Source organism: Virgibacillus subterraneus (assembly GCF_900110695.1).
Classification (GTDB): Bacteria; Bacillota; Bacilli; order Bacillales; family Amphibacillaceae; genus Lentibacillus; species Lentibacillus subterraneus.
In genome coordinates, this window is record NZ_FOEH01000001.1 from 981,915 (window position 1) to 995,032 (window position 13,118).

At 41.0% G+C, this 13,118-nt stretch carries 12 protein-coding genes; 10 read left to right on the plus strand and 2 right to left on the minus strand.

Annotation, left to right across the window (positions count from 1 at the left end; translation table 11 throughout):
• Positions 1-21: 21 nt before the first annotated feature.
• Together BMY13_RS04585 and BMY13_RS04590 are read right to left on the minus strand one after the other, a co-directional pair.
• Positions 22-972 (minus strand): DUF6612 family protein, encoded by a 951-nt coding sequence (locus BMY13_RS04585; protein ID WP_092502878.1) that lies wholly within the window; start codon positions 970-972, stop codon positions 22-24.
• Positions 973-1,157: 185 nt separating this feature from the next.
• The gene (locus tag BMY13_RS04590; RefSeq protein WP_092491841.1) at positions 1,158-1,994 is read right to left on the minus strand and encodes a CvfB family protein; all 837 of its coding nucleotides are present in this window, start codon (positions 1,992-1,994) and stop codon (positions 1,158-1,160) included.
• 465 nt (positions 1,995-2,459) lie between these two features.
• Here BMY13_RS04590 and BMY13_RS04595 point away from each other — a divergent pair, with 465 nt between their 5' ends.
• From BMY13_RS04595 to BMY13_RS04640, 10 genes are all read left to right on the plus strand, one after another.
• Entirely contained in the window at positions 2,460-3,356 is an 897-nt protein-coding gene (locus BMY13_RS04595; RefSeq protein WP_092491842.1) for an AEC family transporter, read from the plus strand.
• Positions 3,357-3,595: 239 nt separating this feature from the next.
• Complete coding sequence (locus BMY13_RS04600) at positions 3,596-4,267, plus strand: GntR family transcriptional regulator (protein ID WP_092491843.1); 672 nt, start codon at positions 3,596-3,598, stop codon at positions 4,265-4,267.
• Between the two features lie 137 nt (positions 4,268-4,404).
• On the plus strand, positions 4,405-5,307 hold the full coding sequence (hpaI, locus tag BMY13_RS04605) for a 2,4-dihydroxyhept-2-ene-1,7-dioic acid aldolase (RefSeq protein WP_092502880.1): 903 nt from the start codon (positions 4,405-4,407) through the stop codon (positions 5,305-5,307).
• Positions 5,308-5,324: 17 nt separating this feature from the next.
• A complete protein-coding gene (gene hpaE / locus BMY13_RS04610) occupies positions 5,325-6,809 on the plus strand; it encodes a 5-carboxymethyl-2-hydroxymuconate semialdehyde dehydrogenase (protein ID WP_425445137.1) in 1,485 nt (494 codons plus the stop codon).
• A 19-nt stretch (positions 6,810-6,828) separates the two neighbouring features.
• Entirely contained in the window at positions 6,829-8,289 is a 1,461-nt protein-coding gene (gene hpaB / locus BMY13_RS04615; RefSeq protein ID WP_092491846.1) for a 4-hydroxyphenylacetate 3-monooxygenase, oxygenase component, read from the plus strand.
• Positions 8,290-8,332: 43 nt separating this feature from the next.
• A complete protein-coding gene (hpaD, locus tag BMY13_RS04620) occupies positions 8,333-9,316 on the plus strand; it encodes a 3,4-dihydroxyphenylacetate 2,3-dioxygenase (protein ID WP_092502884.1) in 984 nt (327 codons plus the stop codon).
• Positions 9,317-9,341: 25 nt separating this feature from the next.
• Entirely contained in the window at positions 9,342-9,818 is a 477-nt protein-coding gene (locus BMY13_RS04625) for a flavin reductase family protein (protein ID WP_092502886.1), read from the plus strand.
• A gap of 55 nt (positions 9,819-9,873) precedes the next feature.
• On the plus strand, positions 9,874-11,016 hold the full coding sequence (locus tag BMY13_RS04630; RefSeq protein WP_092502888.1) for a Leu/Phe/Val dehydrogenase: 1,143 nt from the start codon (positions 9,874-9,876) through the stop codon (positions 11,014-11,016).
• 46 nt (positions 11,017-11,062) lie between these two features.
• Complete coding sequence (gene pdhA, locus BMY13_RS04635; RefSeq protein ID WP_092502889.1) at positions 11,063-12,124, plus strand: pyruvate dehydrogenase (acetyl-transferring) E1 component subunit alpha; 1,062 nt, start codon at positions 11,063-11,065, stop codon at positions 12,122-12,124.
• Positions 12,124-13,107, plus strand: coding sequence for an alpha-ketoacid dehydrogenase subunit beta (locus BMY13_RS04640; protein WP_092502891.1), 984 nt, complete (start codon positions 12,124-12,126; stop codon positions 13,105-13,107). Before pdhA ends, BMY13_RS04640 begins: the two co-directional genes overlap by 1 nt.
• Positions 13,108-13,118: the final 11 nt, after the last annotated feature.

Below are 13,118 nucleotides of genomic sequence, written 5' to 3' on the forward strand. Positions count from 1 at the left end.
TGTATCCTCAAGTATATAAAATTAATTTACAGGTTCTGCTGCTTTTCGAACTTCTTCCGGTACAATAAGCTCAACGTAAGCATTGAAGTTACTATAGAAAAATTCGCTTTTTTCATAGATATGCCCTTTACCAGCTGCCCCAGAGGTGGTCGCTTCATATTCGAGGAAATAGTTTGTTAGATAAAATGTTTGCTTATCAATGGTCAATTCGTAGGTTCCAGTAACTTTCATATTATGATAGAAATCTCTGAAAAAATCATTCAAGACTTTTTGACCAGCGCCAAAAACGACTTCTTTAAATTCTTCATCAGTGCCAGAATAGCTGAGGATGTAATGATCTTCTTCTTCGATTACCTGGAAAAGGGAACCGAAGTCGATATAAAAGCTTAATTGCTCATCAAATACGGTATTGTATAGGTTATTAACCGCATACTCCGGCTCCATTGAAAGCCATTTGTCATTCTCTTTCAGGTAATACATTTCTTCATTAAGGTACATTTCCATATTACTGTCCGGCTCATCATTTGCTTCAATTTTAACGGTTTGGTGGAGCGTGTTTTGCTCTCCGATCATCAGATCTGCATTAATAGTGATCGTTTCAATGCGTTCGATATCATTGATAATTGCGTCTGAAACAGTAGTACCACCGATGTATAAACTTTCAATATTCTGCATTGCTTCACTTGATTTGCGGAGAATTGCTGGAGCGTCTGTCAATTTAGCTGTTGCAACTTCACTTTCTTTCGTTTCTTCCTTGTTTGTATCATCGATATTTGTTTGCTCTTCTGATTGATTGCTATCATCTTCATTTTGCTGTTCTGTTTTGACCTCTTTATCTCCATCTGTTGCTGCTTGTGTATCTTCTATCTTACTTTTGTTGGTTTTGTCATTCATCGCTGGTTCGTCTTCACTGCATGCGGTCATTAGAAATAGGAAAAGCCCGATTAAACTAAAGCCTATAATTTTTTTCATGTGTGCACCTCGTTTAGTGTTGGTGCTCAAACTTTACCACACTAAAACAGGGCTGTAATGTATCCTTAAGTATAAAAAAACAGCCATGATTAGGCTGCAAAGTTAGTTATAAATATTTTTCGATAAATTCGGACAAAAAAATTCGGGAGGTGACAGGCGCCATACGAATAGGCACCTCCCAAAATCTATTTCAAAAATGTTTTGCCGTCGTGTTGTTCGATTTTTTGTTCTTTCATTAGTTTTCCTAGGGCGCGTTTGAAGGCGGCTTTGCTAATATTAAATGTTCCTTGAATATCTTCAGGGTCACTTTTATCGCTGAATGGAATGACGCCATTACTTTGTTTAAGGTGCATTAAAATGTTGTCAGCATCTTCACCCATGCTATGTTGCTTAAGCGGCCTAAGCGAAACATTTAGCGTTCCGTCTTCTTTTACATCGATTACTCGTCCTTCAACCCATTCGCCGAGCCGGGGTTCATCTTTTCGTTCTGTATGATGAATAAATCCACGATAGCCATCTTCAGAAATAATAGCAGAACCTTCCTTGCTAGTTCGATACACACGTCCGCTGATTGCCTGGTTTAACAAGTCATCTGGAGCTATATCCCACTGTCTCTCAACGACACCCTCAGATGCTGGGATTGCCAGCAAGCGTCCTTTTTGGTCCTTTCCTAATGTCACGTAAAGCATATCACCGATTATCGGCCAAACGCTTTCGAACAATGGGAGGTCATCGATAGACACAAGCATTTCTTTTGCGATACCAATGTTTACAAACACGCCAAGACCTGGCATGACTTCAACTACTTCAGCCCAGTCATACTCGTCCATTTGTACAGAAGGCAGCTTGGTGGTTGCGATGACCTGTCCTTTTTTATCAGTATAGGGAAAAACTTCAATTTCCTGTTCTGGTTCAAGTTCAGTGTCTAGCTCATTATTATGCAGTAGTACATCGTCTTCTAGTACGTAACCAGTATCAATTTTTCGAAGTACCTTAAGTTTTTGGATCAATCCTATTCTCATATTTTCTAGCCTACTTTCATTATATGTATTGGAAAAGGGGTACTCTTACTATAAGAGTACCCCTTTGATTTATAAAGTAACACATAAGTTTCAATTTTTTATTTATCCCGAATTAATTTATCGGGTGGGAAATCGCCACTTGTGGGATTTCGCTTTACCGCGGTCATTGTTCCACTGGGGTTTTCTTCCTTAAGCAACGTCAGCCCTACCTGCTCTGACGTCCTTGCGACCCCTTAGTCGCGCCAGTGTGAATAAGATCTTCAAAAACTTACTAGCAGAATGCCAGAAATTTCATACTTACTAGTTACTTCATTCGTTAACTTATATATAATCTCACACAATCTAACACATGTCAACATATTTTCGGGAAAAGTGTTCGACAAAAAACGGGAAGTGACAGGCACCAGCTATCCATACACATGTGATAAACTAAGTGGAGATTAGGTTAATTGGAGAGTTGTGATTATGGGGTTGTTTTTTCAGGTTGTGCTGCCGATTATGGCGGTTTTTGGTTCCGGATTTATTTTGCAGCGGATTCGTATTCTTGATGTGAAGTCATTGGCAACGACTTCGATATACATTTTCCTGCCGGCATTGGTTTTTACAACATTATATGAATCTAGCTTTAATCAAGGATTTACTTATATTATTATATTTGCATTCTTCTTATTATTTATGATGATCGTTATCATTAAAATTCTTGCGTTGATTTTTAAATGGGACCAATCCGTTGAAAGTGGTTCAATTTTGACGACGGCATTTATGAATGGTGGTAACTACGGTGTGCCTGTCATTTTATACAGTATCGGTGAGGCTGCAATGCCATATGCAATATTTTTCATGGTGCTTCAGTCACTAGTAATGAATGTCTTTGGAGTGTATTATGCATCCCGAAGTACAAGTGGCTTTTCACATGCATTTAACACCATTTTTAAGATGCCTGCGACGTACGCGGCTGTATTGGCATTCTTTTTCCAAGCGGTCCCTTGGGATATGCCTGAATCGGTTTATTCCACGATGTCAATGGTGGCCGATGCGGCAATTCCGTTGATGATGGTGATGCTTGGCATGCAGCTTGCTTCCATTACATCATTAAAATTTAATTGGCAGGTTATTTTGTCAGCAGTGGTGGTTCGTATGGTCATTTCACCATTGCTTGCATTTTTATTTGTCTGGATTTTACCAGTTGAACCGGTACTTGCATCAGTTATCATAATTGTTGCTGCAATGCCAAGTGCGGCAACAACAACGATGTATGCGATTGAGTTTGATTCAGAGCCTGACCTTGTTTCCAGTATTACGCTTGTGACAACGCTTATCAGTATTGTTACAGTAACGGTGCTGTTAAATGTGATTGCGTGATGTTTCCATTTTTAATTAAATGGGTATTTTATTGATATGAACAAGTTGAAAGGGTGAAATTTATGATACGGACAATTTTAATGGTTATAGGTGCGATTGTAGTTATTGGCTGGATACTTTCAATGTTATAAAGGTGAGACAAGTAAACTGCTGGATAGAGTTAACCTTTATTCAGTAGTTTTTAATTTTGGAGGTACTCTATTGACATCATATATCATTTTATATATGATTGATTTACTATGAAAAAAGAAACGAAACAACACAAAGTGTACAGAGTAATTAAATCAAGAATCATTGAACGTCTTTACGTTCCCGGGCAGCGAATTGTTATTGATCAGATAGCAAAAGAACTGGAAACTAGTACAATTCCTGTTCGGGAGGCAATACGCCAGCTGGAGTCGGAGCGGCTTATTTTCTATAAACAGAATGTTGGACCTGTAGTTGCTGAGGTAAATGAAACCGACTATTCAGATACGTTACGCGTGCTGGCAGTCTTGGAGGGGCATGCGACAGCATTAAGTGCAGAAAGTTTTCCTAAAGAGAAACTGCACATATTAAAAAATTTAAATAAAAAGATGGAGGAGGCATTGGAAGAATTCGATATTTTAGAATTCGGAAGGCTCAATTCCGAGTTTCACCGAGTTATATGCGAAGAATGTAATAATAACTATTTGCTGGAGTCGATAAAAGATACGTGGAATAGACTCGACTCTATACGTGGATTGGGGTCTACCTTGTATTCTTTGCGTGTGAAGGAATCGATTAAAGAGCATTATGAAATTATTCGTTTTTTTGAACTTGGTGGTTCTTTTGCAGAAGTTGAACAACATTCACGAATGCACAAAATCAAGACAGCAAAAGACTTCGAACACCGCAGATTAAAACATTTGGAAGCAAACAACCCTGTATGATGACTGTACAATTACGGTTATTATACAGGTTTTTTTTATTCTAAAAACCCTGTTGACATTATATACTAAATCATATACGATTTAATTATTCAGAATATTAATAGTAATTAAACTATCGTAATTGGAGGGGATTTAGGGTGGCGTATGAAGAAGCGAAAAAGCGTTTTAGGGGATCTATATCGCCTGTTATCACACCGTTCCATGAAGATGAGCAGATTGATTTTGACAAATTCAAAGAGTTAATTAACTGGCAAATTGAAAGTGGGAGTCATGGAATTTCGGTGACAGGAACATCAGGTGAACCGAGTTCGATGACTGTCGAGGAACGGGAAATGGTAATGAAAACGGCGTGCAAGACGGTAAATGGGCGTGTTCCGTTTATCCCGGGAACAGGGTCAACCAACCACCAGGAAACACTGCGTTTAACAAAAGCAGCACAAGAAATGGGTGCTGACGGTGCACTTGTGATTGTTCCCTATTACAACAAACCAAATCAGCATGCATTATATAAGCATTTCAAGGCTGTAGCTGATTCAGTTGAAATCCCAATTATTTTATATAATATTCCAGGTCGAACAGCGGTGAATTTGGAGGTAGACACAATTGCTTCACTTGCTAAGGATTGTCCGAATATTATCGGTGTAAAGGAATCAAATAAGGATTTTGAGCATGTGAATAAGGTATTGCTAAAAGCCGGGCGTGACTTTAACCTTTACTCTGGTATTGAGGTTTTATGCTATCCGATGCTAGCAATTGGCGGAGCTGGTCATGTGAGCGCAACTGCAAATGTTGCACCTAAGGAAGTTGCAGAACTTTATAACAAGTGGGTAGCCGGTGATGTGGAAGGAGCACAGGATTTGCACTTTGGTCTCATGCCGCTAAATAATGTTCTTTTCCGCGATACGAATCCTGCACCGGCAAAGGCTGCACTTGGTATGATAGGGAAAATAAAGCCGGTATTGCGCAAGCCCTTGGATGTTCCTTCTGAAAAAATACAACATGATATACGTAATACATTAACGTCATATAATCTACTATAATAAAGAAGGTGATATGTTTGGAACATAAAAAAGTAGAGGACGTGAAACTCTACATAGACGGAAGTTTTGTCGATGCAGGAGGGTCAGGATACTTCAATAATTTGAATCCCTTTACAAATGAAGTCATGAATCGTGTGGCAAAAGGTGGTAAAACAGATATTGAAAAAGCGGCGCATGTTGCAAATGAGGCATTTCAAAATGGGCCGTGGGGAAGTATGAAACAGAAAGAACGTATGGCGTATATCGATAGAATTGCAGATTTAATTGCTGAGGAAGTGGAAGAAATTGCGGTACTAGAATCACTTGACACAGGACTTCCTATTAGCCAGACGCGAAAAATGGTTTCACGTGCTTCGGAGAATTTCCGCTTTTACTCGAGAATGGTTCAGTCACGGATGCATGGGGATGCGTATCAAGTTGATGATGAGTTCATCAACTATACGGTTTATCAACCTTTGGGTGCTGTTGGACTGATAACGCCATGGAATGCACCTTTTATGCTGACAACATGGAAAGTAGCTCCAGCACTTGCAACAGGAAACACAGTTATTTTAAAACCGGCAGAATTATCACCATTAAGTGCAAACAAATTGGCGGAAATAATGGTTAGGGCAGAATTGCCAAAAGGTGTGTTTAATGTAGTCCATGGGTACGGAGAAACTGCTGGTGATGCACTTGTTAAAAACGATAAATTGAAAGCGATTTCATTTACAGGTGAAACTGTCACCGGAAAAACGATTATTAAAAATAGTGCAGATTCATTGAAAAAAACTTCGATGGAACTTGGCGGTAAATCACCGTTAATCGTATTTGATGATGCAGATTTTGAACGGGCTCTAGATGCGGCTGTCTGGGGAATTTTTTCTTTCAATGGTGAACGGTGCACAGCGAATTCACGTGTTTTTTTGCATAAGTCGATTGAAGATAAATTCGTGGAGGAATTGCGAAAACGAGTGGATAAAATTTCAATTGGTGATCCGATGAATCCTGCTACAGAGGTTGGGCCATTAATTGATAAAGGGCATTTTGACAAAGTAACAGGATATATTGATATAGCACGTGAAGAGGGATGTGAGGTTGTACAGGGAACAGTACCTGGAGCCATGAAAGCCAGCAATTTTGTTCCACCTACAATATTCTTAAATGCAAAAAACAATATGCGAGTATGTCAAGATGAAATCTTTGGTCCGATTATGTCAGTAATTGCCTTTGAAACAGAAGAAGAAGTAATCGAGATGGCGAACGATACCGAATACGGTCTGGCCGGCTATGTGTGGACGAATGATATTAAACGGGGGCATCGTGTAGCACAAGCAGTCGATTCAGGCATGCTATGGATCAACGCGCAAAATATACGTGATTTACGAATCCCGTTTGGCGGCATGAAAGGGAGTGGTGTCGGACGTGAAGGTGGGCACTTTGCTATATTGGAATTTTATACGGAACCAAAAGCTATTCACGTAGCACTTGGAGAGCACCGTATACCACAATGGGGAAAATAAAAGAGGAGGGTATAACTGTATGCCAGCAAAAACAGGGAAAGAATATATTAGTAGATTGAAAGCTGCGAAAAATAACGTGTACATTCATGGTGAGAGGGTCGATGATGTAACCGAACATCCAGCGTTTAAAAACGTGATAAAATCGATGGCAAAATTGTATGATTTGCAGTACGAAAAACAGGACAAAATGCTGTACACTTCACCAACAACCGGTGAAAAGGTAGGAAAGACATTTTTACAGCCGAAAACAGTGGAGGATCTCATTGCACGAAGGGAGGCAATGACAGAATGGGCTCGTACAAGTGGAGGAATGATGGGGCGTTCACCGGATTATCTGAATGCTGAAGTAATGGCAATGGGGATGAACAATGGCATATTTGCTGAGGCAGACCCGCGTTTGGCCGAAAACGCACGTAATTATTATGAGTATGCCCGCGAGAATGATATTAGTCTGACGCATACGCTGATCCACCCACAGGTAAACCGGGCGAAGATGCAGCATGAACAAAAGGATGCAAATGTTGCATTACATCTGGTGGAAGAACGTGACGATGGCATCATTGTTGACGGAATTCGCTTATTGGCAACTCAGGGTGGTATTACGGATGAGATTCTGGTTTTCCCATCAACCGTTAAAAAGGCAGGGGAACTCGATGATCCATATTCGCTGGCATTTGCTGTGCCAAACAATACACCAGGGCTGAAATTCATCAGCCGTGAGTCGTTTGACTATGGAAAAAATGAATGGGATCATCCGCTTGGCTCAAGGTTTGAAGAAGGGGACGCTATTGTTTCATTTGATAATGTATTTGTACCGTGGGAGAGGGTCTTTGTTTGCGGTAATTCATCCGTTTGTAACCGAACATTCCTTGAAACAAATGCAGTTGTGCATATGTCGCACCAAGTTGTTGCCAAGAACGTTGTGAAGACAGAGTTTTTGCTTGGTGTTGTTTTAAATATGATGGATGCAATCGGTATTGACCAATTCCAGCATGTTAAAGACAAAGGAACAGAGATCATGCTGAACCTTGAAACAATTAAATCACATCTATATCGAGCGGAGCATAATGCAAAATTGGATGCATCCGGAACGATGACACCAGACTTTGATGCGCTCAATGCAGCAAGAAATTGGTATCCGCGGATTTATCCGAGAATGGTAGAGATTGTACGAATCCTTGGTGCATCAGGATTGATGGGGATTCCGACAGAAGCTGATTTTAACCATGAGGAAATAGGGCCGATTATCCATCGTGGTTTACAGGGGAAAAACCTGGAAGGCCAAGATCGTGTGCAATTATTCCGGCTTGCATGGGATATGACAATGAGCGCATTTGGTTCTCGCCAGGCGCATTATGAATACTATTTCTTTGGTGATCCAATAAAAATGGGGATGACCTACTTTGATGGGTATGAAAAGGATATGTATCGAAACTATGTACAGGATTTCTTGAAAAACTCGAGTGAAGTGAACGTGTAGGATGAAAGTCGAGTGAATGCAAATTCCAAAGGGGGGAATCAGGATGGATTTTAACATTATCCGATGTGCACGGGCCATTTTACATGTAACCGATCTTGATGCATCACGAAATTTCTATGTCGATGCACTTGGTTTCATTGAAACAGAGGCAGATGATGCGCACATTTATCTGCGCGGCCTTGAGGAGCATACTCATCATAGTCTAGTATTGAAAAAGGCAGATGAGCCATGTGTGGAGGCATTGGGATATAAGGTTTCTTCTAGCGGCGATTTGAAAGCGCTGTCAGAGTTATTTGAGATGAAAGGATTTACGACTAAATGGTTTCAAAAAGGGGAACAGCATGCAGTTGGCGAGACATTAAGGGTACAGGATGTTTCCGGTATGCCACTGGAATTTTTTGCAGAGATCGATTCAGTTGAACGTCTGCTGCAGCGTTATGATTTATATAAAGGTTCACGGATGCAGCGAATTGATCATTTTAACTACATGGTTTCTGATGTGGAAGCTGCGTTTAATTTTTATAATAAAGATTTAGGATTTGCTTGTTCCGAATACACCGATACAGAAAATGACGATATATGGGCGGCATGGCTTCACAGGAAACAGACGGTTCATGATTTAGCACTTATGAATGGAAAAGGCCCTCGATTGCATCATGTTGCATTTTGGCTTCCGGATCCCCTAGCAATTATCCATACGTGTGATGTGCTGGCATCCTTGGGATATGGTGAGAACATTGAACGAGGGCCAGGGCGCCACGGACTATCAAACGCATTTTTCTTATATTTGCGAGACCCTGATGGTCATCGAATTGAGCTATATAATGGGGATTATTTAACAAGTGATCCTGACTTTAAACCAATACGATGGGATATCAATGATCCTATGCGGCAAACGTTCTGGGGACATGAAGCACCAGACAGCTGGTTTAATGAAGCATCAGCAGTACTGAATGTGTTAACAGGTAAAAAAGTCGAACAGAAACAAGGCAAGCTCAAGCAGCATAAGCCGACATTTATAATCTAGTCTTGATAGAAAGGGTGTTTAATAGATGGATGATCGCACTTTCAGGACAGCAATGGGGAAATTTGTGACGGGTGTCACCGTCATTACAACACAGCTAAATAACGAGGTTTACGGCATGACTGCGAATGCGTTCATGTCAGTATCGATTGATCCGAAATTGGTGCTAATTTCAATTGATGAAAATGCGAATATGAACCAATATGTTGATGAAGCGGGGCAATTTGCCATAAGTATTTTAAATGAGGATCAGCAGGATATGTCAGCTTATTTCGCCGGACAGGTTAAAGAACAGCGTAATATCAACTTTATCTGGTTCAACGATATGCCTGCCATTGAAGGCGCAATGGTCAATTTGACGTGTGATGTTCACGATTCGGTTGTGGCAGGTGACCACACGTTATATATCGGTGCAGTGACCGATGTGTTTGTTACTGATGGTGAACCGCTTGCGTTCTTTTCAGGAAAATATAAGCAGGTAAACGGGGCAGCAAACGTTAATTAATTGTGATTGTTTTTATTGATTGAAAAAAGCGGACCTTTTTATTGGGGGTAATCAAATGAAGCAACAACTTGAGAATAATGTGGCGGTCGACCATGATATCTTTCAAAAGTTCTCTGGGCATGAGCAAGTAGTTTTTTGCAATGAACCAGCATCAGGATTGCAGGCAATCATTGCAATACATAATACTACACTCGGTCCAGCGCTTGGTGGTACAAGGATGCGACCTTATGAATCAGTTGATGAGGCATTAGAGGATGTGCTTCGTTTATCAGAAGGGATGACCTATAAATGTGCTGCAGCTGATTTGGATTTTGGTGGAGGAAAGGCTGTTATTATTGGTGATCCGAACGAGGCAAAATCAGCTGCATTGTTCCGAGCATTCGGCCAATATATAGATTCGTTGAATGGTCGTTTTTATACTGGCACAGACATGGGGACTACAATGGATGACTTTGTCCATACCATCAAAGAAACCAATTTTATAAATGGTGTCCCTGAAGCATTTGGCGGAAGTGGTGACTCCTCGATCCCAACGGCTCAGGGTGTTATTTATGGTCTGAAGGCAACCAACATGTTCCTGTCTGGAAGTGACAGTTTGGCCGGAAAATGCTACGCAATTCAAGGGCTGGGGAAAGTTGGCTTTAAGATTGCAGAACATTTACTGCAGGCTGGTGCGGATATAGTAGTAACGGATATAAATAAAGAATTAATAGCTTTGATTGAACAAAAAGCTACGGGAACAAGCGGCACTGTAGAAGCTGTAGCAAATGACGAAATTTACAATATTGAAGCAGACTTTTTTGTACCGTGTGCGTTAGGCGGAATTATTAATGATTTTACAGTGGAGAAACTTCGTGTGCATGCAGTTGTTGGGTCAGCGAATAATCAGCTGCGTGAAGCAAGGCATGGAAAAATCCTACATGACAAAGGGATTTTATATGCTCCTGATTATATTGTTAATGCAGGAGGTCTTATTCAGGTTGCTGATGAGTTATATGGATCTAACAAAGAGCGTGTTTTGGCTAAAACAAAGGCTATCTATAACTCATTGGTTGAAATATACAAGGAAGCGAATATGGAGTATATCACGACGGTGGAGGCAGCTAATCGAAAATGCGAAAAAAGACTTGAAGAACAGCGTCGTCGCAGTAACTTTTTTGCACGTAGCAGACGACCGAAATGGAATATACGAGAGTAACACGGATATAAGTCAATTCAGATAAAAACTAAAAGGTGTGAAACAGATGGAAGATAAATATCCACTTTTTCAAATAGTAGATACATCTGGAAATCTTGTTTCAGATGACTATGATATTACAGAGGAGCAGGCAAAGTCCTATTATTATCACATGCTCCGGATACGAATGTATGATCAGAAAGGTATCGCACTTCAGCGTCAGGGAAGGATTGGGACATATGTGCCGTTTGAAGGACAGGAAGCTTCACAAGTTGGCAGTGCGCTGGCACTAAAGGCTAATGATTGGATGTTTCCGACATATCGTGACCATGGGGCGACACTGACGTTTGGTGCAGATATGGATATGATGCTGTTGCATTGGAATGGGCGGATTGATGGATGTGTCCCTTCAAGGGTGAAAAATATTCTTCCGGCTGCGATACCGATTGCGACGCATATTCCGCATGCGGCTGGTGTCGCGATGGCTGAAACGTATAAAGGAACAAAAAATGCTGCCATCGCTTATTTTGGTGACGGTGCAACCTCAGAGGGTGATTTTCACGAAGGGCTAAATATGGCAAGTGTCTTCAAGGCGCCAGCAGTTTTTTTTAATCAGAATAATGGATACGCTATCTCACTGCCAGTTTCAAAACAGATGAACTCAAAGACGATAGCACAAAAAGCAGCAAGCTATGGGATGTCTGGTATTCGGGTTGATGGCATGGATGTTTTTGCGGTAAATGAAGCGGTCAAAGAAGCACTAGATCGGGCCCGTAATGGTGAGGGGCCAACATTAATTGAAGCTGTCACATGGCGGTTTGGTGCACATACGACAGCGGATGATCCGTCTAAATATCGTGATCAGGAGGAAAGTGATGCAAAGCGTGAGAAGCTTGATCCGGTAATGCGACTCGAACGATTCATGAAGAATCTAAACATGTGGGATGAACAGTGGGTTTCTTCTATTAAAAAAGAAATTCAGGTGGAACTGGATGATGCGATTGCCAGCATGGAGTCGCACGAAAAAGCGAGTCTTGACGACATGTTTGACTATGTATTTGAAGAACCGACTTGGACAATTGAAGAACAAAAGAAGGCATTCATGGCACAGAGGGGAGGTCAATTGTAATGGAAACAAAATCCCTGACATTGATTCAAGCAATTAATGAAGGCATGAAAACAATGCTAACAGAAGATGAAAATACACTAATCTTAGGTGAGGATATTGGGAAAAATGGCGGTGTATTTCGGGCGACTGTTGATTTACAGGAAGAGTTCGGGGAAAAGCGTGTAATTGATACACCGTTAAGTGAGGCTGGATTTGTTGGCGGGGCAGTTGGTATGGCTCTCAATGGGTTACGTCCAATCGTGGAAATCCAGTTTCTTGGGTTTATTTACCCTGCATTTGAACAAATTGCCACACATGTAACACGGATAAGAACGCGTACGATGGGACATTACAGTATTCCTATGGTCATTCGTGCGCCATTTGGTGCTGGAGTCAGATCACCGGAAATACATTCAGATAGTGTGGAAGCACTTTTTACGCATTTACCTGGAATCAAGGTGGTTTGTCCATCCACTGCGTATGATGCAAAAGGACTTTTAATTGCTTCTATCGAGGATCCGGATCCTGTTCTTTTTCTCGAGCCTATGCGATTGTACCGTGGTGAGCGAAATGATGTCCCTTCTGCAAAATACAGTATTGAACTTGGCAAAGGCGAACGTATTCAAGAGGGAGAGGATGTAACAGTTCTTGCCTGGGGAGCGATGATACCTGTTGCATTAAAAGCTGCCGAGCATATGAAGGAACAATCCGTATCGTGTGATGTAATTGATCTTCGGACATTGTATCCACTTGATAAAGACATAATAGCAGATTCAGTACAAAAAACAGGACGTGTCGTGATTGTGCATGAAGCACATGCAACAGGTGGTGTTGGCAGTGAAATCACCTCCGTCATTAACGATACAGCATTTTTATATTTGAAAGCACCGATTGAGCGAGTAACAGGGTTTGATGTACCTATCCCATTATTTTCTCTGGAAAATGAGTATCTTCCAACACCCGGTCGAGTCGCAAATGCCATTAATAAAGTAATAACGTTTTAGGGAGGTGAAAT